19 protein-coding genes and 2 pseudogenes are annotated in these 23529 nt (G+C 63.7%); 8 read left to right on the top strand and 13 right to left on the bottom strand.

What is annotated here, in order from left to right; translation table 11 throughout:
- Window positions 1–51: 51 nt before the first annotated feature.
- Window positions 52–1554, bottom strand: coding sequence for a PglL family O-oligosaccharyltransferase (locus ACPWT1_RS04780; RefSeq protein WP_427914261.1), 1503 nt, complete (start codon window positions 1552–1554; stop codon window positions 52–54).
- On the opposite strand from ACPWT1_RS04780, the gene ACPWT1_RS04775 reads away from it, so the two are divergent.
- From ACPWT1_RS04775 to ACPWT1_RS04740, 8 genes and pseudogenes are all read left to right on the top strand, one after another.
- Window positions 1553–1939, top strand: coding sequence for a hypothetical protein (locus tag ACPWT1_RS04775; RefSeq protein WP_427914260.1), 387 nt, complete (start codon window positions 1553–1555; stop codon window positions 1937–1939). The two genes, ACPWT1_RS04780 and ACPWT1_RS04775, sit on opposite strands and share 2 nt — an antisense overlap.
- A 106-nt stretch (window positions 1940–2045) precedes the next feature.
- Window positions 2046–3326, top strand: a complete 1281-nt coding sequence (locus ACPWT1_RS04770) for a nucleotide sugar dehydrogenase (protein ID WP_427914259.1) — start codon at window positions 2046–2048, stop codon at window positions 3324–3326.
- A 116-nt stretch (window positions 3327–3442) separates the two neighbouring features.
- Window positions 3443–4237, top strand: a complete 795-nt coding sequence (locus ACPWT1_RS04765) for an ABC transporter permease (RefSeq protein ID WP_427914258.1) — start codon at window positions 3443–3445, stop codon at window positions 4235–4237.
- Window positions 4227–5516: an ABC transporter ATP-binding protein gene (locus tag ACPWT1_RS04760; RefSeq protein WP_427914257.1), complete on the top strand. Its 1290-nt coding sequence runs from the start codon at window positions 4227–4229 to the stop codon at window positions 5514–5516. The genes ACPWT1_RS04765 and ACPWT1_RS04760 overlap by 11 nt, the downstream gene beginning before the upstream one ends.
- Window positions 5517–6845: a GT99 family glycosyltransferase N-terminal domain-containing protein gene (locus ACPWT1_RS04755; RefSeq protein ID WP_427914256.1), complete on the top strand. Its 1329-nt coding sequence runs from the start codon at window positions 5517–5519 to the stop codon at window positions 6843–6845.
- Between the two features lie 13 nt (window positions 6846–6858).
- Window positions 6859–7065, top strand: a pseudogene (locus ACPWT1_RS04750) (hypothetical protein); the annotation flags it as partial.
- On the top strand, window positions 7001–8035 hold the full coding sequence (locus ACPWT1_RS04745) for an acyltransferase family protein (protein WP_427915509.1): 1035 nt from the start codon (window positions 7001–7003) through the stop codon (window positions 8033–8035). The pseudogene ACPWT1_RS04750 and the gene ACPWT1_RS04745, both read left to right, overlap by 65 nt.
- 216 nt (window positions 8036–8251) lie before the next feature.
- Window positions 8252–9790, top strand: a complete 1539-nt coding sequence (locus ACPWT1_RS04740) for a hypothetical protein (RefSeq protein WP_427914255.1) — start codon at window positions 8252–8254, stop codon at window positions 9788–9790.
- Here ACPWT1_RS04740 and ACPWT1_RS04735 read toward each other — a convergent pair.
- The 12 genes and pseudogenes from ACPWT1_RS04735 to ACPWT1_RS04680 all read right to left on the bottom strand — a co-directional run bounded on the left by ACPWT1_RS04735 (window position 9672) and on the right by ACPWT1_RS04680 (window position 23468).
- Window positions 9672–10847 carry a glycosyltransferase family 2 protein gene (locus ACPWT1_RS04735; protein WP_427914254.1) on the bottom strand — a complete coding sequence of 392 codons (1176 nt, stop codon included), beginning with the start codon at window positions 10845–10847 and terminating at the stop codon, window positions 9672–9674. The two genes, ACPWT1_RS04740 and ACPWT1_RS04735, sit on opposite strands and share 119 nt — an antisense overlap.
- On the bottom strand, window positions 10829–11689 hold the full coding sequence (locus ACPWT1_RS04730) for an NAD-dependent epimerase/dehydratase family protein (protein ID WP_427914253.1): 861 nt from the start codon (window positions 11687–11689) through the stop codon (window positions 10829–10831). Before ACPWT1_RS04730 ends, ACPWT1_RS04735 begins: the two co-directional genes overlap by 19 nt.
- Window positions 11686–12090 (bottom strand): glycosyltransferase, encoded by a 405-nt coding sequence (locus ACPWT1_RS04725; RefSeq protein ID WP_427915508.1) that lies wholly within the window; start codon window positions 12088–12090, stop codon window positions 11686–11688. The genes ACPWT1_RS04730 and ACPWT1_RS04725 overlap by 4 nt, the downstream gene beginning before the upstream one ends.
- An 80-nt stretch (window positions 12091–12170) precedes the next feature.
- A complete protein-coding gene (locus tag ACPWT1_RS04720; RefSeq protein WP_427914252.1) occupies window positions 12171–12794 on the bottom strand; it encodes a hypothetical protein in 624 nt (207 codons plus the stop codon).
- Between the two features lie 38 nt (window positions 12795–12832).
- Window positions 12833–13690: a glycosyltransferase family 2 protein gene (locus tag ACPWT1_RS04715; RefSeq protein WP_427914251.1), complete on the bottom strand. Its 858-nt coding sequence runs from the start codon at window positions 13688–13690 to the stop codon at window positions 12833–12835.
- 114 nt (window positions 13691–13804) lie between these two features.
- Complete coding sequence (locus ACPWT1_RS04710) at window positions 13805–15628, bottom strand: tetratricopeptide repeat protein (RefSeq protein ID WP_427914250.1); 1824 nt, start codon at window positions 15626–15628, stop codon at window positions 13805–13807.
- An 87-nt stretch (window positions 15629–15715) separates the two neighbouring features.
- The gene (locus ACPWT1_RS04705; RefSeq protein WP_427914249.1) at window positions 15716–16168 is read right to left on the bottom strand and encodes a pilin; all 453 of its coding nucleotides are present in this window, start codon (window positions 16166–16168) and stop codon (window positions 15716–15718) included.
- Window positions 16169–16341: 173 nt separating this feature from the next.
- The gene (locus ACPWT1_RS04700) at window positions 16342–18750 is read right to left on the bottom strand and encodes a GspE/PulE family protein (protein ID WP_427914248.1); all 2409 of its coding nucleotides are present in this window, start codon (window positions 18748–18750) and stop codon (window positions 16342–16344) included.
- 37 nt (window positions 18751–18787) lie between these two features.
- Window positions 18788–19582 carry an MBL fold metallo-hydrolase gene (locus ACPWT1_RS04695; RefSeq protein WP_427914247.1) on the bottom strand — a complete coding sequence of 265 codons (795 nt, stop codon included), beginning with the start codon at window positions 19580–19582 and terminating at the stop codon, window positions 18788–18790.
- Window positions 19583–19666: 84 nt separating this feature from the next.
- Window positions 19667–21919 (bottom strand): CHASE2 domain-containing protein, encoded by a 2253-nt coding sequence (locus tag ACPWT1_RS04690; RefSeq protein WP_427914246.1) that lies wholly within the window; start codon window positions 21917–21919, stop codon window positions 19667–19669.
- A 46-nt stretch (window positions 21920–21965) separates the two neighbouring features.
- Window positions 21966–22637, bottom strand: a complete 672-nt coding sequence (locus tag ACPWT1_RS04685; RefSeq protein WP_427914245.1) for an FHA domain-containing protein — start codon at window positions 22635–22637, stop codon at window positions 21966–21968.
- A gap of 46 nt (window positions 22638–22683) precedes the next feature.
- A pseudogene (locus ACPWT1_RS04680) lies at window positions 22684–23468 on the bottom strand (Stp1/IreP family PP2C-type Ser/Thr phosphatase).
- Between the last annotated feature and the right edge of the window lie 61 nt (window positions 23469–23529).

Genomic DNA, 23529 nt, shown 5'->3' with positions numbered 1-23529 from the left:
CATGGCGGGAAGCTGCCGGAAGAAGGACGGCGGCAGGTCGAGGAGCTTCGTTCAATCCTGAGGAGACCACCGGGAGAAGCCGTCGCCGGCACCGGTTCGTGTGCGCCAGCGCTGATACTCGTCGGGGAAGGCCGCCTTGTAGCGGGCCAACATGGCCACCGCCTCCCCCTCGTGTCCAAGCAGCGTCTCGGCTTCGACCAAGCGCTCCACAGTGCGGGGCTCCGGTGAGTAGCGCAGCATCTCGCGCGCCAGTCGTGCCATCTGCGGCGCATTCGCGCGCGTGACGGGCGTGAGCGTCAGTTCCGCGAAGCGCGCTTGTGCCCCGAACAGCCACGAGCGCTTCGCCTCCCCCAGCGGGTCGCGCCGCCATTCGGCGCGCCGCTGCTCGGGCGGCAGGTAGACCTGGCTCACGCGCCAGTAATCCCAGGCCGCTGCACCAACCGCAAGCAGCAAGAGGGCCGCCAACCCGCGTCCCAGTACGGATCGGCCCGAGTTGCGTGTGATCGTCGGGGACGACGGCAACAGCCAACCTAACGCAGCCCCAGCCGCGATCTGGAACGGCCCGTACCACAACGGGTACTCGAGCATGCTGTGGACACCGATGACTGCAAGAATGGCCCAGCCCAGCTGTCGCTGCGCAGCGCTTTCGCGCCAGGGCCGGGCACTCCAGATCCAGGCGAGTCCAGCTAGCGTGACAAGGACTGCGACCGGCACGCCCAGCTCGACAGCCAGATGCAGGGGAAGGTTGTGCGCGTTGTCCAGGATCTCGCAGAACCTGGCGCCGGGATAGTCCGCCATGAAGTGCGCTTCGTCCAGGCCTCCCCAGCCCCAACCCACCCAAGGCCGCTCGGCGATCAGCTGAAGCACGTTCAGCCACAACACACGGCGGCTGTGACAGTTCCCGCCTTCGCTGATGCGCGCCCAGAGCGTGCGCGAAGGAAGCGTCCCCGTCACCGCATCGAACAAGGCCGGCAACAGCATGCTCGCAGCGACATAGGCGACTGCGGCCGTGGCACAGAGCACCAGGCGGCGGCGGCGGTCGGGCGCCGGCCAGAGTGCCATCAGGACCACGAGCGTGATCCCCTGCAGCAGCCCGGTCCGGGACACGGAGGCGGCACTGGCCCCTGCCAGGAGCACCGCAGCAGCGAGCGCGGCCGACCAACGGATGCGCGACAACGTGCACAGCAGGACCGCCATTCCGATCCAGCACAAGGTGGCGTACTGGTTGGTCTGCCGCAGATTCGCGTACGCCTCGCCCGCCGGGGCGATGTCAACCCAGGGCGCCAGGCCTGGTGATGCACCGAAATACTGCAACAGCCCGAGCACCGCACTCACGAGCGCCGCGCCCAGCAGGCCGCTCACGAGGCTCTCGCGCAGAAGGCCATCTTGCGCCACGGCAGCCGCGAGCACGATCAGCACCATGCCCGCCGCCAGATACAACGGGTCGACGTGCGCCTCCGGGTGTGACAGCCAAGCCCACGCCGAGACCGCCGCCGCCCCCGCGGCAACGACGAAGAACCGGGGTGACGGTGTCCAGCGGACGGCGGCGGCCATGAAGCAGCCGCACGCCGCGCTCACGAGCCATGGCAAGACCGCCGCCGAAGGCCCGCTGGTGAACGGGAACAACCAGGGGAGCATGACGACCAGAGCGAGGCTGGTGCGCCAGAACGTGGGCCCCTCGGCGGCAGCGAGTGGCGCTGGACCTGCCATGGCGTTCGAGGAACCTGGCATGGCGGCTGGAGGATTACGCACGATGCTGTTTCCGGCCGGTTGGTCGCGGCGGCGTCCAGTGCAAGGCGGGCATCAGAACAAATCCAGCGGAAGCAGCCCGGAGGCCTGGCCGGTCAGCACCCCGTGGTCACACACCAACAACACCATGGATTGGCATGGACAGGGAACGCCAGAGGCGCTGGTTTGCATGGGATCCATTTTGCCGTAACGGATGAGGCTGCTACAGTTGGCCGCGTTGGTCGAGGTCTGCGCATGCGAAGGAAGCCAAGCCCTGGCTCCAGGACCAGGTGAAAGCGCGCGGGTAGGAATCACGCATGCAAACAATTGCAATCGTAGGACTCGGGTACGTCGGACTTCCGCTCGCGGTTGCATTCGGCAAGCTGATGCCGACCATTGGCTACGACCTGTCCTCACGGAAGATCGAGAGCTACCGCAGGCACATTGACCCCAGCGGCACCGTCAGCGGCCAGGAGATCCGTGCCGCCGAATGGCTGACCTTCGCCACGAACCCCGGCGAACTTGCGAACGCCGACTTCATTATCGTGGCCGTGCCGACGCCCATCGACACGGCGCGCAAGCCTGATTTCTCGCCCCTCATCCACGCCAGTGAAGTGGTCGGGGCACACCTGAAGGCCGGCGCGACAGTCATCTACGAATCCACCGTCTACCCCGGCGCCACCGAAGAAGTCTGCATCCCGATCATCGAACGCGTATCCGGCAAGAAGTGGCGACGCGATTTCCATGTCGGCTACTCCCCGGAACGGATCAACCCAGGCGACAAGCAGCACGTGCTGTCGAACACCGTCAAGGTGGTGGCGGGTGACAGCCCCGCCACGTTGAAGCAAGTGGCGGAGTTGTACGAGAAGGTCGTTGCCGCCGGCGTGCACCGGGTCTCGTCGATCAAGGTCGCCGAAGCCGCAAAGGTCATCGAGAACACCCAGCGCGATCTGAACATCGCGTTGATGAACGAGCTTGCGTTGATCTTCAAGCTGCTCGACCTGGATACGCTGGAGGTGCTGGAAGCGGCCGGGACCAAATGGAATTTCCTGCCGTTCCGTCCGGACCTGGTGGGCGGCCACTGCATCGGCGTCGATCCCTATTACCTGACGTACAAGGCCGAGATGGCGGGGTACCACCCCCAGGTGATCCTGGCCGGCCGCCGCATCAACGACGGCATGGGCAAGTTCATCGCGGAGCAGACTGTCAAGCAATTGATCCACGCCGGCAGCCAGATCAAGGGTGCCAAGGTCAACGTGCTGGGGATCACGTTCAAGGAGAACGTGCCGGACCTGCGCAATTCAAGGGCTTACGACCTGGTCAACGAGTTGCGGGCGTACGGCGTCGAGGTGTTCGTTCATGACCCGATGGCCGACCCAGACGAGGCCCGGCAGGAGTACGGACTCGCGCTGCTCGACTGGGAGTCGCTGCCGCTGGCAGATGCGTTGATCGTCGCGGTGGCGCACCAGGATTTCCTGTCGCGGCCTCATTCGCAGTACGTGGAGAAATTGAAGCGTGGCGGGTGCTTCATCGACGTGAGGGCCCGGTTCGACCGGGCGGAGCTGAGTGCCGCGGGCGTGGCTGTTTGGCGACTCTGAGCAGCGGCACCCTGCCCACGATGGAAGGCGCGCCCTAGGCGCTGTGCCTACCGGTCAGTCGTGCTCCACAGGGCGGCATCGCAAATGAATGCCGCTCCTCGCACGAGCCACATCGCATGAACTCCCTTCGCACCTTCTCCGACACTTGGCGCCATCGCTATCTGCTTGGCCAGCTGATCAAGCGGGACGTGTTGCTGCGATATCGGGGCGCCATGTTCGGAGTTCTGTGGATCTTCCTGAGTCCACTGCTCATGCTGATGATCTTCGCCTTCGTTTTTGGCCAGGTCTTCCAGGCTCGTTGGCCACAGCAGCATGGCCCGCTGCCTTTCTGGGTGCTGCTCTATGTCGGCCTGATCACGTTCAACGTCTTCGCGGAAACGGTCTCCCGGGCACCCGCATCCGTGCGTGGCAACCCGAGCTACGTCAAGAAGATCATCTTCCCCCTGCACATCCTTCCGCTGGTCCCGTTGGGGGCAAGCCTTGTGCATGGTGCATTCAATTTCCTCATCCTGGTTGCGGCCCTGGCGTGGGCAGGAGGCCTCCATTGGCAGGTATTGCTTCTACCCCTGCTGCTGTTGCCAATCTTCCTGCTCGCGTCGGGGCTTTCGTGGTTCATCGCCGCTTGGGGCGTGTTCATCAAGGACATGACACAAATCGTCCCGATGCTGGTCCAGATGCTTCTGTTCCTATCCCCGGTGTTCTATCCAGTGAGCGCTGTCCCAGCGGCTTTGCGGCCCGTGTATCTGTTCAACCCGATGGGAACGGTCATTGAAGCTGCGCGCGCCTGTGTCGCCGGCCAGCCGATCGACGTCGGGCGATGGGGATTGGCTCTGGCCTTCGGGTTGGTCGCTTCGATCGTGGGCTACGCGTTCTTCCAGCACAGCCGCGAGGAGTTTGCAGATGCCCTCTGACGTAGCGGTGTCGGTCAGCCACGTGACGAAGACATACCGCATCTTCAATCACCCGGCCGATCGCATCAAGCAAGCCTTGACCTTCGGGTGCGTCCGTTTCCATAAGGAGTTCACCGCGCTAAGGAACGTTTCCTTCGAGATCGAGCGAGGCGCCACGGTGGGCATCATCGGGCGGAACGGCTCGGGCAAAAGCACACTGCTACAAACGATCGCCGGCATTCTGACGCCGACCTCGGGCACGGTCACCGTTCGCGGTCGTGTGTCGGCTCTGTTGGAGCTTGGCGCAGGTTTCAATCTGGAATTCACAGGCAGCGAAAACATCTACTTCCAAGGCGCCCTGATGGGCCTCACGAAGCAGGACATTGCATCTCGCTTCGACGACATCGTGGCGTTTGCTGACATCGGGGATTTCATCGACAGGCCGGTACGGACGTACTCGAGCGGGATGTTCGTCCGACTCGCTTTCGCCGTGGCAACTTCTGTGGACGCGGATGTCGTCCTGATCGACGAAGCCTTGGCCGTCGGCGACGTTGCTTTCCAGTCGCGCTGCTTTGGTCGGATCCAGGAGATGAAGAAGCAGGGGACGACGTTCCTCCTGGTCTCGCATTCGACGGCACAGATCCTGAACAACGCCGACTGCGCCTTGCTGCTCGATGGCGGCTCGGCGGTCATGTACGACCGTGACGTCCAGAAGGTGGTGGCTGCCTATGAGGCCAAGGCACGTAACACGCTCCAAGCTCCAACGTTCCCTTCGCAAGGAGCAGAAGGCCAAGAAGCTGCGGCAGGGGTCAGATCGCGCGAGCAGCTAAAGACCAAGGCCCTCGCGGAGACCAGCCATGACCTTCACGAGAGCAGGTTTGGAACATTCGAAGCAATCATCTGCAAGGTTGTCTTCGTGCAGGAAGGGTCAGAGGGCGCCTGCCTTCTTCCCGGCAGGAAGACCGTGGCACGTTTTCACTTGGAGGCGTCACGCACGTTCAAGGATGTCGCTCTCGGGGTTTCCATTCGACTGCCAGGCAGCGCCGACTTGTGGGGCGACAACAATCTCCTGGCGGAATGCCCGCTGGCTCTCCACGCCGGCCTGAATCTGGTCGAGTTCACTTTCGATTTCCCGATGGCGAGCGGTCAGTACCTGGTGCACGTCGGTCTGGCCGCATTCGAATCCGGAAGCCGGGTCGAACTCGACCAACGTTGGCCGATCGAGCAGATCACGGTCGTCTCCGACCGCACCCAGCTAGGCCACGTGTTCGCGCCCGTCACGGTGACAGTGGTGGCGTAAATGCTCTGCGTTTTCCTGCCGGCACTTAACTTTCGAGGGAACCACTCGCCGCATTTGTGGTGGTTCTACAAGTTCGTGTCGGCATTTGGACGCGATGCATGGTACGTCTGTGGGGACGAGTACTTTGCAGACCCGGCTCTGCACCTTGCCCATGGGCGCCACGAAGCCACGTCGACGTCGGCGCAGCGGCTTGAGTATGACGTGCCGGGTTTGCAGCTGCTGTCGCAACTCCCAAGACATGATGTTCCACCAGGCGTATGGCGGTCCATCGAGGATCGATTTCGATCCAATCCGCTCAGGGCTTACCAGTACTACTGCCTCGAGCCCGATGAACAACTGGCATGCGCCCTCTCGGCCTCGTTGGATCACATGCAGTCGCGCACCGGCCCTCCGGAAGCGGTCATTACGTGCGTCAACTGCGCGACACTCAGCGCGGTCTGCAAGCAGCGAGGGCTGCCCTTGATCCACATGGAGTTGGGTCCCTTGCGGCCGCCGAACTTCCTTCCGACCGTCTATTTCGACTTCAGTGGCGTCAACGGACAGACGGAGGCACAGGCTCGATTCGAGGCAGCGGAGGTGTCCACGCAAGAAAGGGATTGGCACTGCGCTGACGCACTCAGGTCGCTCTTCACGACGCTGCGAGAGCCCCCCGACAACGAGGACCCGGACACTGACTTGGGGATCGCTCTGCAGATCGAAGACGACAGCAACATCGTCTGCTACTCGAATGGCTTCTCGTCAGCTGCGCTGATCAACCAGGCGCTGATCACCGCGGCGAACAAGGAGGCCGAGCCGCCTGTGCTCGTGAGGACCCATCCGGGCTCGCTGTTCCGTCTTCGAGACCTCGTCCCGAGCGTCGCCGTCGATAGCTCGAGAAGCGCCATCGACTTCATCTTGCGGTGCAGGCGCATTCACACCATCAACTCCAGTGTCGCCGTGGAAGCGATGCTGCTCGGTCGGGAAGTCGCCGTCTTCGGGGACAGTCCGTTCGGGTTTTGCATCGACGCAGACACCTTCCGGCCGAAGCAAGCCGAGTTCGCGTTCCTCCTGCTGAACTACCTTGTTCCCTGGGACATTGCATTTTCGGCCGAGTACGTTCGATGGAGGATCGCGGCCCCGCCGGAGACGTCCATCAGAGAAATCCATCTGGAGCATTTCATGCAACTGAAGATCAAGGAACTCGAGACTCGATTGCGCGAAGTGGAAGCCCAGACAACCTACCTCAAGGCGCAGGTTGAGTTGCTGAGCTCCTCCCTCTCATGGAGGCTGGCGCGTGCCGTCCGCTCCTTCTACACGGCTGTCGCCACGCGGCACGCTCGCCCCAAGTGACAAGGCCGTCCACATGACTTCGCGCGATAGGGGGCTGACGATGCCAAGCCGGATCCTGTGGCTTGACGTCTGCCGGAGCCTGGCGATCGTGATGGTTCTGCTCTCACATGGGCGCCACTTTCTCGCTCCGGCCTTTCGGCACGTTTCGCTGCTGCGTGTCGGCGGTTTCCTGGGCGTGGAACTTTTCTTTGTTCTCTCCGGATTCCTGGTTGGCTCCATTGCGTGGCGGGAGTTCAAGTCGGCACCGAGCCGGAAGCAATTGGGCAAGACCTTTCTTGATCAGGCGCTGGCTGAGGACGTTGCCGAACTACTATCTGTTTCTCGCCATCAATGCCTTGCTGGTCGTCTATGCCGTGGCTCCCGGCCGGTTGACGGACTTGCTTCCCTTCACGGTCTTTGTACAGAACCTGGCTTGGCATCACCCACCCTTTTTCGGCGAAGCGTGGAGCCTGGCAGTCGAGGAGGTCTTCTACCTGCTCCTTCCATTGGTCCTGACTCTCCTCGGCAGGCTCATACCCTCGAAAGGAGCCACGCTGCTCACGGCGACCTTCCTGCTGGTGCTGGCCCCTATCTCGCTCAGATTCCTGGTGGTCACCTCGGCTGACCCCGCTTGGGATGAGGGCGTCCGAAAGATCGTTGCGTTCAGGCTCGATGCCCTGATGCTGGGCGTCCTCACTGGCTGGCTTTGCCATGAGCACCGATTGCGCGAGCGTTTCGCGGGGGCGCCGCTTCTCGTGGCGGCTGCGGCACTGCTGCTGCCTGCCGTCTGCTTCTTCCTCTTTGCCGGAAATGAAATCGACAGGAGCAACTTCGCTCGTGTATGGCTTTTCCCCGTTGTCTCTGTAGGGTTCGCACTGTTCATCGTGTCCGGCCTGAAGTGGAACAACGCGCCTCAGTGGTTCAAGGCTCCGGCGGGGAATATTGCGCGTTGGTCGTACGCAATCTATCTGGCTCACATGCCCGTGTTCCATTCGATCAACTGGTGCTTCGGCCGTGCCAGCGAAGGAGATGTCGTCGGTGCGGTTGCCCGCTGGCTCGGTTTTCTGGTCCTCAGCTTTGCAGTTGCCGCATTGATCGAGAGGTTCTTCGAGCGCCCCATCCTCGCCTGGCGAGACCACATCTGCCCCGCTGATTCGGTGCGACCCATGTCTCTTCGGAAGTTCGCCGCCCCGCCAGCTACATCGATATGAAGACCATGAGCGCCATCCGGCGCTACGTCAAAGAGAACGGCGGCATCCTGACTGCAACTCGCAAGGTCGCGCGGCTGTCCTGGATGCTGCTGAAGACTGCAGGTGCTTCCGGTCTCGCAGCAGAGATCCGCCAGACACTCAAGGTCAGGCGAGCTCAAGTCGCGCTCCTGGATCCGCAAGAAAGTCTTGGCGAGACTGGCTGTCCAGAAGGAAATCGTGATTCTCGCAACGCCACACACGCTGTTCGTGGCGCACATGTTGAGCCATGGATTGGCGCGGGCAGGCTTCCGGACATCCCTGATCACGGCCGCTCCGCCGATGGGCTATGGAAGCGACGTCTACATCGTCATCTGCGCGCAGATGTTCTCCAAGCTGCCGGCGAACATGATTGCGTTCCAGATGGAGCAGTCCATCAGTCCTCGCTGGTTCACCGAGAGCTACCTGGGTCGTCTGCGCGCCGCACTCGCGGTTCTGGATTACTCCAGGACGAACATCGAATTCCTGACGCGAGCAGGGATCCCGTACGGCAACATCTTCTATCTCCCGATCGCCCCCGTGCCGGGCTACCTGGAGTTCCTGGCGGCGGCAGGCATCCACCTCGATCGCGCCACACCCAAGACGTGCGACGTGCTGTTCTACGGAGACGTGAACAACGAGCGTCGTCGCATGATCCTTGGACGGCTGCGCGAGCGGTTTGACGTCATGGTCGTCAGCAACCTGTTCGGTCAGAAGCTCTACGAGAAGATGATGGCCGCACGCGTCGTGGTCAACATCCACTACTACGAGAACGCGCTGCTCGAGACGACCCGGATCTGCGAATGCCTCTCTCTGGGTCTTCCGGTGGTGTCCGAGACCAGCTCCGATCGCGGGGAGTATGCCGAACTCGAATCTCGGGTCCGATTCGTTGACGTCGGAGACACGGCGGCGATGATCGAAGCCATCCAGGGCATTCTGGATGCAAGCGAGTCTCATCCTGTGGACCAGGAGGACACACCCAGCCAGGAGGTCGGCCTGTCCGGCACGGCGTCGTCCTTCTACCTGAATCGCTTCCTCTTGGCGTTCGGATTGACCGAGCTGCAGGCGTTCGCGAATGGTGCCGCCCTGCCGCCTCGATTCAGCACTGGGAAGATTTGCCTGAGCCTTCCGGAGACGGCGGCGCGCCGGGCTTCCTTTCTATCGCAGGGACTGCCGGGCTACGAGATCTTCGACGGGCTACGCAACGCCCAAGGCTGGATCGGTTGCGCCATGAGCTACAAATATCTGCTGCAGCGGGCCAAGGACGCAGGCCTGCCGCGGCTCTTGATCTGCGAGGACGATGTGGTCCTCGCCCCGGACGGCATGTCCGCACTTTCGGTTGTGGAACGCTATCTGGACTCGCTGAACGGCGAATGGGATATCTTCGTCGGCCTCATCTCCAGCGTTCATCCGGACGTCACCGTCAGTCGGGTCGACGTCTTCGAAGGGACGACGTTCGCCCACATCGACAGGATGACCGGCATGGTCCTGAATATCTATAACCGGTCTGCCTACGATCTTCTGATTGCATGGGACGAGTCGAACGAGGATCCCAGGACCAACACCATCGACCGGTACCTGGAAAGCAGGAAGAACCTTCGAGTGGTGACTGCCCTTCCTTTCATTGCCGGCCACTCGGAGGACGATCATTCGACCTTGTGGGGGATCGGGAACGAGCGGTACGTCGATCTGATCGCGCGCAGCCAGGATCAGCTGCTGGAGAAGGTGCGCGCCTTCTGAGATCGCGCGTGTGCTGGCGTGCTACCGGAACGCCGGAATGCCGTGTTTCCACAGCATGCGCAGCTTGTAGGGCATCCAGTCGAACACCGCGAAGAAGTCCCGGGCCCGGCCGCTTCGCATGCGCTGGACTTCCCGGCGCCGTTGGCGCAGGGAGTGGCGTTCCTTCCAGAGCATCCTGAGGCAGGTCCAGGTAGATCTCGTTCCACACGAGAACGTCGCGCTTGACCAAGGTCAGCACGAGCCCTTCCAGCAGGAGCGCGGCGAGGTGAATCGGAAAGAGAAGCGCGAGGTAGGCCGTGGGGTAGGTCAAGACCATCACATAGGATTTGTTGCGCTCCGAGAGTGCCCTTCGCCTGATGGACGTCACCAGCCGACCTCGTTGCACCTTGCCGCCCCCGAAGCTGTACCCGACCCGGTGCCTATAGCCGCTGCGATGCACCGCGATGACCGGGTGCCCGAGCAGGCGCGCGTGGCAGCACAGATTCAGGTCTTCCCCGATGCTGCCGAACCACTCGGGAAATCCGCCCAGGCCCGTCCACAGCGCGCGCGGGATCCACAGGCAAGCCCCCATGACCATGCCGACCTCTTCGCGCTGTGGATCGAGGTTCGGCACGGGGTTGAGGAACGGATCGAGCAGGCTGCCCGTGTCCAGGAGCTCGCCAGTGGCGGCGTCGTATTGCGGAAGGCTCAGGATGGCGGGCCGGCGGAGCCGCTCGGCGACGGACAGCAGGCTTTGCAGCGCGTCCGGAAACAGCTCCGCGTCGTTGTTGAGAAGCAGCAGGTAGTCGCCCGCTGCCTCGGCGGCCATCCGGTTGTTGGCGATGCAGAAACCCACGTTTGCGGAGCTCTCCATCAGCCGCACGCCAGGGTAGTTTGCGCGAATGTGCGCTGCCGAACCATCGGTGGAGCAATCGTCATGGACCAGGATCTCCACCGGGAGTCCGCCCTCTTGGGAGAGGATCGACTGCAGGCAGGCATCGATGATCGCCATGCCGTTGTAATTGGCGACGCACACTGACACCAGCGGCCGGGTCGGCTTCATGTCCGGTGCAGCCATTTCCAGGTTCGCTCCAAGCCCTCGGGCAGGTCGACGGCGGGCTGCCAGTCCAGTCGCGCCCTGATGCGCGAAGTGTCGAGCACCACACCGCGAACATCGATCTTCCTTGCCGGCCGGGGCGTCGTTCGCACCTGCATGCCCGATGCGGTCTCGACGAGGCGCCGGACCTCGTTGATGCTGTAGCCGGTCGCGGCGCCCAGGTTGTAGGTTTCCGAGTCTTTCGGTTGCCCGATCAGGCGCGTGGTCGCCTCGACGATGTCATCGATGTAGATGAAATCGCGGACGTTTTCACCGTCGCCCCAGATCTCCAAGGTCGTGCCGTGACGCGCGTGTTCGAGCATCGCCCGAACCAGGCCGAAGCCATGCCGGAGGGCCTGGCCCGGCCCATAGGCGTTCGAGGGGCGCAGGATGGTGACGGCATGCCCCTGGTCGCGAAGGGCCCGGCAGAAGGCCTCCTGCGCTGCCTTGCCTGCGCCATGGTTGGAGAGTGGCGCGATCGGGCTGTCTTCCGTCACCGGCAGGCGATCGGGGTTGCCGTACACGGTGCCACCGGATGAGAAGTAGATCAGGTGGATGTCCGGAAATTCCTTCAGCGACTCCAACAGGCGCAAGGTCAACGCGAGGTTGTCCAGTTCGAGGTTCGGCCGCGTGGCAGAGGATCCTGGCGTGGTGGCCGATGCCAGGTGGATCACCGTGTGGCAAAGGGGCAATACCGTCACCAGCCGGTCAACCTCGTGCCGGCCAACGACGTGCACCGGGACGTCGTCCCTCGCCAGCCGGCTGGCGAGGGCGCTGCCGATGAAGCCGGCACCACCGAGCAACAGAACGCCGTCCCGGCTCACGCTCTCTGCTCCACGAGACTTCGGTACGCGGCGGCATAGCGGCCCGCGCAATGGTCCCAGGTGCCGATCGAGGTCTTGATCTGCTCGCGAGCGGCCCGTCCCACGTCCTGGTTGCGCACGGGGTCGTCAAGCCACTCGAGCCCCTCGCGAAGCTCGTCGCGGCTCGCTGCAAGCCAGCCTGTCAAGCGATGCTGCACGATGTCGCGATGGGCCGGTAGATCAGAAGCCAGCACCGGCAACCCCGCCGCCATCGCTTCCAGCATGACTTGCGGGCGTCCCTCGTCATGGCGGCTCAGCGTGATCAGGCCACAGGCCGTTGGGAACCATCGCTCGCGGAGATCAGCCGGGTGGGTCGGCCCGTGATAGTGCACCCATGGTGGCAGTTGGAGCTCCTCTTGCATGGGCCCAAACAGGTGCAACTGCCGCTCTGGACCGAACAGGCCATCGCCCCAGGCAAACAGATCCCCGATCTTGTTCCTGGTCAGGCGAGTGACCGCCAGCCAGTGCCGCGCGGGCTCCATGCAAGGCTGGCGCACGATGTCGAACCAGGGATCGTCGACCCCGAAGGCGATCGGACGGACTTCAGCCAGATCGCCGAACGCTGCTCCAGGGCGGGGCGCATCCACTCGGCATTCGGCGCCAGGATGGCGGGGCGTTGCCGCAGGATGGCGCGCAACAGCATCTTCATGCCAGGCAGTCGCAGCAGGCCGAAGTCGGTGCCGAGGACGGTGATCAACGCAGGTGTCCGGGTTCCCCAGAGCGGCAGGGCGTTTTGAAGCCAGTTGACGTGAGCTACATCCGCCCGCTGCGTCCGATACGCGCGACCCAGCCGCAGGACCAGCGCCAGGATCTTGCCTGCGGCCATGACCTTGCGGGTGCGCAGCAGGTGAGCGATGCCGCCTTCTTCTGACATGCGGTCCAGCCATAACGCGTCGGAAGGCGTCGAGGCAGCGGCCACACCCGCGGGCAACTCTCCTGGGGGCGCCCACAGCGAGAGCGTGACGTCGTCTCGCTGCCCCAGCCCAGTCACCAGGTTCGCGATGAATCGACCCCGCCAGTCCTGTGGACCCCGCGGGTACGACGTGCTGCTCATCAGGACGTTCAAGGCCGTTCTACCTGGAAGGGTCGTGGAAGCCGGAGGTGCTACTCGCCCTGGTGGTCGATCGTGTCGATGTTCTTGTAGTGGAGCGCGGAAACCTGCTCTGACACGATGCCGATCAGGAAGGTGAAGATGGCCGAGATGAAAAGCAGCGCGCTCATGTTGGTGAAGCGCCCGGACGTGATGTACGTGTACAGGTAGTAGGCCACGCCCGTCAGGAAGAAGCTTGCGCTGATCGGGAGAAAGAGCCTCTGGGGCGAGAACAGGGTGCCGATCTTGATGATGATGAGCAGGAAGCGCAGCCCATCGCGCAGCGGATGGATATGGCTGCTGCCGTTACTTCTGCGCGGCGAGTGGATCGGGACGTAAGCCACGCTGTAGCCAGCGCGAAAGAAGCTCATCGTGATCGTCGTCGGGTAGGAAAAGCCGTTCGGCAGCAAGTACAGGAACTGGCGAAACCTGGAGGCACGAACCACCCTGAATCCGGATGTGAGATCGCCGATCGGCTGCATCACCATCCAGCTGGCAAAGCGGCTGAAGACGTCGTTGGCCGCCGCGCGATGGAATCCCGCCTGCGAACCCGATTGCCTGGCGCCCACGACCATGTCGTAGCCTTCATTGAATTTCTCGAGAAGGCTGGGGATGTCTTCGGGCTTGTGTTGACCGTCGGCATCCATGAAAACGATCACATCGCCGCGTGCTGCGCGGGCCCCAGCTTTGATCGCGGCTCCGTTGCCCTTGGAGTAATGGTGACGCAAGCACCTCACGCGCGACTCGGCGCATACCGCAGCGGTGTCATCGGTCGACCCGTCGTCGACAACAATGATTTCCGCATCTGGCATGAGGGCGACAAGGCGCGGCAACAGCTCGCGCAGATTTGCGGCCTCGTTCCGCGCAGGCATCACAACGGAAGTCTTGATTGGCTGGGACATAAAAGTCGGGCGTGTCAATGTCCACCCATTTGAAGCGGGGCCAGCAGGTCATTGAGCGTCTCGCGCTCCGATGCCGCGAGGCGCTCATTTCGAAGTTCGAACAGCAAAGTCGACGCCTGTTGACGCTCCCCGGATAGCAGCACCAGCTGCGCCCATTTGAGCCGATTGCTGGGATTGGAGGGGTTCAACGCCAGCGATTGCTGGAGGGCGATGCCGGGCTGCGCGTAGGTCGCGCTCGTGCAGCCAGAGATAGTCAGCATGCCAGGAGTACAACATCGACCGCACCCCGGGCGAAACACCCGGGTTGGCAAGCGCGGACGCGAACAAGCCATCGACTTGCGGCCTGTCCAGGCACAGGCCGCCGGCGATCTCCATGTCCTTCACGGCGTACAGCACGCTGCGATCGCCGGGGGCGAAGTGCGTTTGCTGCAAACGGCGCCCGAGCTCCCGGACCTCCGCTTCCGCCACCGGGATCTTCGCGTTGCAGTTCAGGTCGATCAGGCCGAGCAAGCCCCACTTGAAATCTGGATCCAGTTCACCAGCCAGCTCGTAATGAGACCGAGCGAAAGAGTACGTCGGCGAACTCGCTGCAGTCGATTCCGGCAAGGTGCTCAGCACCACTGCGGCTTCGTGCTGCGCCCGCGCGGATTTGCGATGCTGCTGGGATTCGATCTGCGTACGCCGGACGTCTTCGCCGAACTGGTGCGCACGCAGGCCGGTGACGAAAGGGAAGTAGGCCAGCGCAGTGCCGACCAGCGCGACGCCGATCGTCTTGCGCTCTCCCTTGCCTTCCAGGGCGAAGGTCAACGCCCAGCCCGCGACGATCAGGACGCCGAAGATCGGCAGGTAGTTCCGGTGCTCATGGGCGAGTTCGAGTGGCAGAACCGTCGACTCCAGGGCATGCCCGATCAGGAACCAGGCGGTTCCGAAGGCAACGAGCGGAGCGCGCCTGCGCAGGCACCACACCAGCCCGGCAAGCACGACGAGTCCCAGCAGCGAAGGCAGCGTCGACCAAGGCGCGACGGCACTGGTCGAGATGGCAATGTCGTCGTGGTAGAGGCCCAGGGCCTCCAGCCGTGGCGCAATGATCAGGCCGAGGTAGAACCACAACACCCGGGCTTCGGTGAACAAGCGCTGGACAAGCGTGAACGGGCGAAAGTCGTAGCCGGACCACAACCACTGTGCACGCGGCGAGATGGCGTAGGCGACGGTGCCCAGGAGAGCCAGTGCCGCGACCGTTGCGAAAGTACGCGCAAAGCGATCCAGGCTGCCGCGCGCACTCCTGCGCACCGTCAATTCCCACGCGAGCGCGAACAGGGGAAAGAGCGCGCCGGCTTCCTTGCTGAGGAAGGACAAGGGCCAGAAGACGATCCATGCTAGCGCGAGCATCGCGATGCCGGAGCGTCCGCCTTGCTCCCTTCCACGCAGGTGAAGCAACAGGGCAGCCAGCAGGAACAGCGCAGACAGGCTCGTCATCCGTTGGACGACGTGCAGCACCGGAAGAAGTTGGATCGGATGCAGCAGCCACAGTGCGGCTACGGCGGCGGCCGCGACTTGGCGGTGGCGCGGTTCCGTGGCGGGCCGGGCCGAGGCGAGCAGCCGCAGGGCCAGGCAGAACACCAGCACGCCGCACGCGAAGTGGATGGCCAGGTTGGTGGCCTTGAAGGCGAACGGATCGAAGCCGCCAGCGAGATAGTGGTTGAGCGCGAAGCTCAGTTGGGCGACCGGCCGGCCGGACGGACCCGCACCTCCGCTGGTCCAGGCCTGCTGGACCGACGCGATCGACAGGGTGTCGAGGCGAACACCCTCGGCCTTGAGAATGCTGGGCCCGTCATCGAAGAAGAACCCGCCGTGCAATCCAGGCCAATAGACGGCGAGGACGACCGCGCCCAGCAAGAGCGCAGCCACTGCAGCGATGAATCGGTTTCGCACAGAAGAGCCCAGCAAGCAAAAAGCCCCTTGGCACACCAAGGGGCTTCCGGTCAGCTCAGAGGATCAGAAATCCTTGCAGGAGCTGGGACGATACTTGGCTTCGACGGTGCCGCCGCCGCACGACCAGATCACCTGGCCGGTCGTCGTGTTCGCGGTACCGCGCAGGATGATGGTCTTGCCCTGGACAGGCGTGGGCAGCGCGGACGTGGAAACGGTCGTCACGACGATATCGCCGACCGTAGCGCTGGTTCCCGAGTAGGTCACGCTGGCAACGTACTTGGAGTTCTGGTCCTGCACGCCCATGGAGGCGGCCGACTTTTGCATGGTGTTCAGCTGGCTGTAGGCCTCAGCGACCGCCGTGCGGGCCGACGAGCCGGCCAGGATCACTTCAGACATCTTGGCGCGGACCGTGTAGTCCTGGTATGCCGGCAGGGCGACGGCGGCCAGAATGCCGATGATCGCCACGACGATCATCAGTTCGATGAGGGTGAAACCCTTTTGCAGTTGACGCTTCATTGGGACCTCCTGGTTGAGAAGCACCTTGGTTCTGCAACTGCTGTGCCAGCCTCCAAGCCCGCAAACCGCTGGACAAGCGGCCGTTTCCAAGGCGCGACTGGCGCCAGATCTCCGGCCCTGACATTTTTGTAGCTCATCTTTGTTCCGAACTGACGAGTTACGGCCCGGAATGGCTACTTGATACACACCGACCGCACCTGCTTCAGGTCGGTCAGTCCCATCAGGATCTTTTCCATGCCATCCATCTTCAGCGTGCGCATGCCGTTGGCGACGGCGACGGTGAACAGCTCCGCCACCCGGGCGCGCTCCTGGATCAACTTCTTGGCGTCGTCGTCGCCGATCAGGAGTTCGTGCAGGCCGACGCGGCCCTTGTAGCCGGTCTTGTTGCACTTGTCGCAGCCCACGGCGCGATGGAAGTGCAGATGGCCGTCCTGGCCGTACGTGTCGACCCAGCTCTCATAGAGCTTCTGCGCCTCGCCGCCGGGATCCGCTTTCCAGGGCTCGGTATTGCGCAGGTCCTGCGAGTACTCGCTGATGAAGCTGCGCAACTCCTCGTTCGACGGCACGTACGCTTCCCTGCAGCCGCACAGCCGCTTGGCCAGGCGCTGCGCCAGGATGCCGAGCAGGGCGTCCGCGAAGTTGAACGGATCCATCCCCATGTCCAGCAGCCGGGTGATGGACTCCGGGGCGGAGTTGGTGTGCAGCGTCGAGAACACCAGGTGTCCCGTCAGCGAGGCCTCGACACCCATCGAGACCGTTTCCTTGTCGCGCGATTCGCCGACCATGATGATGTCCGGGTCGGCGCGCAGGAACGCCCGCATGACGAGCGCGAAGTCGATGCCGGCCTTCTTGTTCACCTGGACCTGGCGCAGGCCCTTTTGCGTGATCTCGACCGGATCCTCCGCCGTCCAGATCTTGGTATCGGGCGTGTTCAGGTGCTTGAGGATGGAATGCAGCGTCGTCGTCTTGCCCGAACCCGTGGGGCCACAGACATAGAACAGGCCGTACGGCTTGCTGATGGTGCTCTCCAGCCGCTCCTTGTTGTGGGCCGTGAGGCCCAGCTTCTCCAGCGGGATCGGCTCGCCCGCGGCCAGGATCCGCATCACGACATCCTCGACGCCACCGGCGGATGGAATGGTGGCCACGCGCAGCTCGATGTCCAGCGGGCCGTACTTCTTGAACTTGATCTTGCCGTCCTGCGGCTTGCGGCGCTCGGAGATGTCGAGGTCGCACATGATCTTCAGGCGCGTGACCAGCGCCTGCCGGAAGTGCGCCGGCACCTCGATGTACGGCACCAGCGTGCCATCGATGCGAAACCGGATGCCGGTCTTCTGCTTGCCCGGCAGCGGTTCGATGTGGATGTCGGAGCAGCGCTGCGCGTAGGCATCGACGATGACCTTGTTGACGAACTTCACCAGCTCGTTGTCCGCGGCGGCGGACTCGAGGCTGCCGTCGTCCGCCGACTCGTCGTCGAGCGGAGCGTTCAGGTCGGCCAGCAGTTCGTCGATGGACTGACCGGTGTCCGTGGCCCCGTAAAGCTGTGAGACCGTCTCCTCGAATTCGGCCTGCGTGGTGACGCGATACGCGAACTTGGACATGCGCGGGAACACCTGCGGCACGATGCGCGATCCGCGTACCGCCTCCGGGTCCATGCACATGACCACCAGCCCCTCGGGCGAGACCTCCAGCGGAAGCCACCCCTGTTCGAGCACGAACTCGCGCTTGAGCGGCCCCTGCAACTGCTCGGAACGGATGCGCCCGGCATTGAAGCCTTCGTACGGCACGGCGAAGAACCTGGCGAGAGACGGCCCGATCTGCGAAGGGCGAATCTGGAAGTCGGAGATCAGCAGCTGTTCGACCGATCTGGCCTGTTCGCGGGCCTTGACGATGCACTGCTGCAGTTCGATCCCGGAGAGCACGCCGTCGGTCACGAGTCCGTCGTACTTGGTCGCGCGGCGCCGCTGGTTGTCCTGCTCCTTCTGCACGCGCTGGCGAATGGCCGTGGCGAGCGTCTTGCACAGCTGGCTGGCGCCTTCGATCTCCAGCTCGCCGAACGGCTGGTCGCTCTTGCTGTTGATCACCTGCAGCACGCCATGGAGGGCGTCGCCGTCGAGAATCGGAAGCACCATCATCTGCTTGGTGCGATACCCGGAGCGCTTGTCGACTTCCTTCAGGAAGCTCAGCGTCGGGTGGATGCGCTTGAGGGCGTCGTCGTCATAGACGTCCGCGATGTTGACCATCTCCTTGCTGAACGCCACGTAGCCGGCGATGCTCTGCGCGCTGATCGGCAGCTTGAGATCGCGCGACGTGTTCAGCCCGGTCTTGACCTTGGAGACGATGGCGGTGTGATCCTCGCTCACCGCATAGAGCGTCAGCCGGTCCGCGTTGAGCAGCTTGCAGATGTCCTGGCTCGCCTCCAGCATGATCTGGTCGATGTTCTCCGTCTCGTGGATGCGAGTGGTGACCAGCTGCAGCTGGCGGAAGAACAGGGCCTCGAACGAGACGCCTCGCTGGTCGGGCGGCAACTGCTGCGAGTCGTAGAAGGCTTGGGAATCCCTGCTCTTGCGAAGGACGGCGCTCATTGGATGCTCCTTGTCGACGGCGCCGGGCCGTCGCGACTCACAGCTCGAACTCCTGGCCTGCGCGCAGCCACCGGATGTCGTGCGACACGTCGGGGCCGAATGGCAGCGTCTGGTCGAAGCGCTGGATCTCGGCCATGATCAACTCGGTCTGGACCGGCTTGGTATGGGTGATGTAGATCGGGAACGAGGTGCTGCGCTCGATGCAATCGAGCTCCTCGGCGAGGGCGCTGGGCGACAGGTGCAGGCTGCGCCGCGCGAGGTCCTTCTCACGGTTGCTGAACGCCGTCTCGATCACCAGCGCGGCGACGTCCATGGCGTTCACGCGCTCCCAGAACGCCGGGTTGCGCTCCGTGTCACCCGTGAACACCCAGGCTCGGCCGCCGGGTCGCGACACGGCATAGCCGACCGCCGGGACGGTGTGCACCGCTGGCAGGACCTCGATCAACTTCCCGCCAATCTCGAGGCGCTGGCCCACATGGACTTCATGGAAGGCGATGAAGGGCTGGTCGGGGCTCGGGATGCGACTGAAGTCCGGCCAGATCACGTTGTTGAAGACATGTGCCTTCAGCGCCGCGATCGTGCCCGCGAGCGCATGGATGCACACGGGCCGGGTGAGCTGCGACGCGATGGCGTCGATCATCAGGGGCAGCGCCGCCACGTGGTCCAGATGCGAGTGCGTCAGCAGTACGTCGCTGATGCCGGTCATCTCGGGCAACGTGAGATCGCCAACGCCGGTGCCTGCGTCGACCAGCAAGTCGCCATCGACCAGGAACGACGTGGTGCGGCAATCCCTGGCGATCGCGCCCGAGCATCCAAGCACGCGCACCTTCATCTCAGCTCCGTGTGCGGCAGGCGCAGTTGACCGCTGGCGGCAATGCGGTCCGGCCGATGGTTGCGAGGATGGGGCGCGCCTGGCTCACTTGGTTTCGAAGGTGGTGGCGCCGTCCCACGAGGGATCGAAGGGCAGCAGCCTCATCGAGGCTACACGCTCGGAATACAGCTCGTAAAGGTATTTCTTGGCGTTCATCCGCCGCAAATTCCGGAGCAGGACGTCGCATTCGTCCCAGTCCTGCGCGCGATACGCCTCCAGGAACGTGCCCCAGACGCGCAGCTCGTCCTGCAGCGCAGTGGGCAGTTGGTCGGCCGGCCAAAGCGGAGTGAAGATGCCGACCGCCTGCTCCTTGCCCTTGACGCGCACGCGATCGAGTTCCTGCCAGGCGGATTGCAACGCAGCCCCCTTGGTTCTCTCGCTGACCACGATCTCCACGCCGTAGACCTTGGACAGTCCCTCGAGCCGGGAGCCCAGGTTCACCGAATCTCCGATGACGGTGTAGCTGCGGCGCACGTCGGAACCCATGTCGCCGACGCACATCGTCCCGGTGTTCAGGCCGATGCCGACGCCGATCTCTGGAAGCGCCTTGGCACGGTGCTCCTGGTTGATCGCGTGCACCGCCTGGGCCATCTCCAGCGAGGTCTTGACTGCCAGCTGTGCGTGGTGCGCTGTCTCGACGGGCGCGCCCCAGAAAGCCATGACGCAGTCGCCCATGTATTTGTCGATGGTGCCGCGGTTGGCGCGGATGACGTCCGTAAGACGGTTGAACACCGCGTTCAGCAGTTCCTGCAACTGCACCGGCTCCATCCGCTCGGACAGTTTGGTGAAGCCGCGCATGTCGCAGAACATCACCGTCAACTCCTTGTTGCTGGCCTTCATGGTGTAGGCATCGGGGTCCTTCACCATTTCGTCCACCAGCTCCGGCGGCACATAGGTGCCGAACAGATTGGCCAGCTCGCGCTTTGAACGGCTCTCGATGAAGTAGCCATAGCTCATGTTCAGCGCGAAGGCGGTGAGCGTCATCGCGACACCGGCGGCCAGCGGCATCACCAGCCCCAGCCCGATGTACAGCCAGAAGTTCAGGCCCACGAGTGCGCCCATGACCAGGACGCTCGTGGCCACGGCGCTGCCGGCCGAGGCGACGGGCAACACGAAGACGAGCACGAGCCCCACCACCAGCAGCAACGCCACGTCGACGCCCACCGCATAGTCGGGGCGCACCGGCAGGTTGCTATCCAGCATGCCGGCGATCAGGTTGGCATGCGCCTCGACGCCTGGGTAAGCGTCGCCGACCGGCGTGACGTGCAGATCCTGCAGACCCGGCGCTGTCGTGCCCACCAGCACGATCTTGTCCTCCAGGCTTCCGGGAGCGAGCCGCTTTCTGACGATGTCCGATGCCGAGACGTATCGGAAAGAGCCGCCCTTCGGGCCGCCGTAGCCGCGGTAGGGAATCAACGCCGCGAGTCGATGGTCGACGGGCAATGCAAGCCGCCTCTGTCCCACCTTGAGCTGGACGCTTTCCAGTCCCTCGTAGCCGCGGCCAATCCAACTCTCCCGGGGGAACCCCGGCTCGACTGTCGGCGACCCGGCGAGGAGGCGGAACATGGCAAGGGCCAGCGGTTCGTAGTAGCGGTCCTTGTAGTCGGCCAGCAGGGGGATCGCGCGGACCACACCATCCTGGTCCGAAATGGGGTTGATGAATCCGGAGAACGGTGCCGCCCTGGACAGCTGGTCGATGTTGGCGCCGTACCCATTCCAGCTGTAGGACCGGATCGGCCGCCCCTGCAGCTTGTCCCTGTCCATCACGGGCGCTGGCAGCAGTCCCGCGGTCCGCCCCTCGCGGTCGTCGCTCGTGAAGTAGTAACCCAAGACCACGGGGCGCTTGTCCAGCGCACGGGCGAAGAGGGCGTCGTAGTCCAGGCTGGCCTGCAGCTTCTGGAGCTTCCGGGCGAATGCCGGCTGGTCCTTCAGCTCGCCTTGCGCCAGTTGCCGCAGTCGCTTGAGGCCGGAACTCTCGTCCCGCTCGGCAAACACGACGTCGAAACCAAGGAGGGCGGCCTTTTGCCGGTCGAACAGTTCATCGGCGAGTTCGGCCAGCAGGTTGCGGCTCCACGGCCAGCGCCCGATGTCGGCCAGGCTCTTTTCGTCGATGTCGACGATGACGATGCGGGAGTCCAGTGTCCGAGGCATCGTCGCGCGCAGTCGCGCGTCGTACAGCAGGTTGTCCAGGCGCTCCAGCGGCCCGATGCGCACGATGTCGCCGGCATGCAGCAGAGCCACTGTCACCGGCAGCATGGTGACCGCAATGCGAATCCAGTGTTTCGCGAGCAAGGCCATGCCGCCCGAATCTCTTCAGACCTGCATTGCGGGGACGGGAAGCCCGTCAGCCCTGCACGAACTGCATCTGGGTGCCGGCGAGTTCGAGCAGGTCACCATTTTTCAGGTTGACCGGCTCGGGGCCGATGGCGGCGCCATTGAGCGTGGGCTTGTTCGAGCCCTCGACGTGCGCGACCACGAAACCATGCGGGCGCTTGGTGATGGCGGCCACCGCGACGCCAGGCTTGCCGATCGTGGTGACCACCTTCACCAGCGGAACCTCGCGGCCGGCCGCGGCACCCGACAGGACCTTGATCGCACCGTTGACGCCACTGAGGTCGCCGGATGCACCGCCGCTGGCGGACAGGTGAGCCGGGGCGGCCGACGCCGGGCTCACCGGCGGGATCGAGCCCGCCTTCATGATCAAGGTCTTCTCGTAGTTGGCGCCGGGCGCCTCGTTCATGAACTTGATCTTGTACTTGCCGATCTCGACGGTGTCGTTGTTCTGCAACAGCTGCTTCTTGACCGCCTTGCCGTTGATGTACGTCCCGTTGGTGCTGTTCAAGTCCTCGAGGTGGACCTCGTTGCCCGTCATCTGCAGAACTGCGTGCTCGCCGCTCACGGCGAGGTTGTCGATCACGATGTCGTTGTAGGGACGGCGGCCCAGTGTCGTGCGGTCCTTCGTCAACTGCACTTCCTTGATGACGACCCCGTCGATCGACACGATCATTTTCGGCATGGCCCGCTCCTATTGATTTCTCTTCTCACAACCGAAAGATGGCCCTTCATTTTCCCAGCAAACGGGAAATGAGGCCCTTTTTTTCGCTTCTGCGTCCGCCTGGGCCAGCAGCACCGAGATGTTGTCCCGCCCTCCATTGCCATTGGCTGCGTCGACCAGCCGATCCACCTTGTCTTCCAGTGATCCGTCGGCCAGCAGGATGCGGGCGATGCCCGCGTCTTCGACCATGTCCGAGAGCCCGTCCGAGCACATGAGATAGATGTCGCCGGGTTCGACCCGGTGCTCGTTCACCTCCAGCAGTACGGCGTCTTCCACGCCGAGCGCGCGGGTGACGAGGTTCTTGTTGGTGGACACGGCCGCCTGCTCGGGCGTGATCAGGCCGGCATCCATCTGTTCCTGAAGCAGCGAGTGATCCTTGGTGATCTGGGCGAACTCGCCGCCACGCAGGCGGTAGCACCGGGAGTCGCCGATGTGGCCGAGCAGCAGACGGCCGTCCTGGAACACACCGACGACCAGCGTCGTGCCCATGCCCGAGTACTGCGGATTCGAATTGGCCGCATTGAAGATCGAGCGATTGGCGTTGTCGACGCAGATTTCCATCGCGCGGCGGACCTCGCGTGCATTGGCCTGGCGACCGGCCTGCGACAGCCAGCGCCCGAGCTCGGAGCGGATGAAGGTGGTTGCCATCCCGCTGGCGATCTCGCCGGCGTTGTAGCCGCCCATGCCGTCGGCCAGGATGGCCAGACGTGTCGGCTCGTCGAAGGTCACCGAGTCTTCGTTGTTTTCGCGGGCCAGACCCGGATCGGTGCGGATGCAGAACTCGTAATTCATGGCTGGCCGCGTCTCATGCCTCGGAGCCTGACTGTCCTCCCCCGCCCTCGGGGTGGGCCGA

It is taken from the genome of Ramlibacter sp. MMS24-I3-19, from assembly GCF_050320135.1.
Classification (GTDB): Bacteria; Pseudomonadota; Gammaproteobacteria; order Burkholderiales; family Burkholderiaceae_C; genus Ramlibacter.
Note: the sequence above shows the minus strand (reverse complement) of the source record. Positions and strands in the feature narration are given on the sequence as shown.

What these genes read in the sequence shown, in the direction of transcription:
- ACPWT1_RS04775 (WP_427914260.1), top strand. Translation starts at nt 1,553, where the DNA reads ATGAAGCAGCCGCACGCCGCGCTCACGAGCCATGGCAAGACCGCCGCC.
- ACPWT1_RS04780 (WP_427914261.1), bottom strand. Translation starts at nt 1,554, where the DNA reads ATGGCCGCCGCCGTCCGCTGGACACCGTCACCCCGGTTCTTCGTCGTT.
- ACPWT1_RS04770 (WP_427914259.1), top strand. Translation starts at nt 2,046, where the DNA reads ATGCAAACAATTGCAATCGTAGGACTCGGGTACGTCGGACTTCCGCTC.
- ACPWT1_RS04765 (WP_427914258.1), top strand. Translation starts at nt 3,443, where the DNA reads ATGAACTCCCTTCGCACCTTCTCCGACACTTGGCGCCATCGCTATCTG.
- ACPWT1_RS04760 (WP_427914257.1), top strand. Translation starts at nt 4,227, where the DNA reads ATGCCCTCTGACGTAGCGGTGTCGGTCAGCCACGTGACGAAGACATAC.
- ACPWT1_RS04755 (WP_427914256.1), top strand. Translation starts at nt 5,517, where the DNA reads ATGCTCTGCGTTTTCCTGCCGGCACTTAACTTTCGAGGGAACCACTCG.
- ACPWT1_RS04735 (WP_427914254.1), bottom strand. Translation starts at nt 10,847, where the DNA reads ATGGCTGCACCGGACATGAAGCCGACCCGGCCGCTGGTGTCAGTGTGC.
- ACPWT1_RS04725 (WP_427915508.1), bottom strand. Translation starts at nt 12,090, where the DNA reads ATGCAAGAGGAGCTCCAACTGCCACCATGGGTGCACTATCACGGGCCG.
- ACPWT1_RS04715 (WP_427914251.1), bottom strand. Translation starts at nt 13,690, where the DNA reads ATGCCTGCGCGGAACGAGGCCGCAAATCTGCGCGAGCTGTTGCCGCGC.
- ACPWT1_RS04705 (WP_427914249.1), bottom strand. Translation starts at nt 16,168, where the DNA reads ATGAAGCGTCAACTGCAAAAGGGTTTCACCCTCATCGAACTGATGATC.
- ACPWT1_RS04700 (WP_427914248.1), bottom strand. Translation starts at nt 18,750, where the DNA reads ATGAGCGCCGTCCTTCGCAAGAGCAGGGATTCCCAAGCCTTCTACGAC.
- ACPWT1_RS04695 (WP_427914247.1), bottom strand. Translation starts at nt 19,582, where the DNA reads ATGAAGGTGCGCGTGCTTGGATGCTCGGGCGCGATCGCCAGGGATTGC.
- ACPWT1_RS04690 (WP_427914246.1), bottom strand. Translation starts at nt 21,919, where the DNA reads ATGGCCTTGCTCGCGAAACACTGGATTCGCATTGCGGTCACCATGCTG.
- ACPWT1_RS04685 (WP_427914245.1), bottom strand. Translation starts at nt 22,637, where the DNA reads ATGCCGAAAATGATCGTGTCGATCGACGGGGTCGTCATCAAGGAAGTG.